General features: G+C 59.4%; 1 protein-coding gene. It reads right to left on the bottom strand.

What is annotated here, in order from left to right; translation table 11 throughout:
• The coding region (locus ACYQ1A_RS21840) for a GTP-binding protein (RefSeq protein WP_499365829.1) at positions 1 to 251 on the bottom strand (251 nt) is incomplete at both ends.

The following is a 251-nucleotide window of genomic DNA, read 5'->3' as shown; positions in this document are numbered from 1 at the left end:
TCCGGAATGTAGGAGTCCAGTGCAGCAGCCAGCTTGAAGATGGCCGGTTCGCCGATGTCCGACTGGTCGCCTTCCAGCGCCTTCAGTGCGGAACCCTGGATGATCGGGGTGTCATCGCCCGGGAAGTCGTACTTGCTCAGCAGGTCGCGCACTTCCATTTCAACCAGTTCCAGCAGCTCGGCATCATCAACCATGTCGCACTTGTTCAGGAACACGATGATGTACGGAACGCCAACCTGGCGGGCCAGCAG

This window comes from Silvimonas sp. JCM 19000 (genome assembly GCF_054652575.1).
Note: the sequence above shows the minus strand (reverse complement) of the source record. Positions and strands in the feature narration are given on the sequence as shown.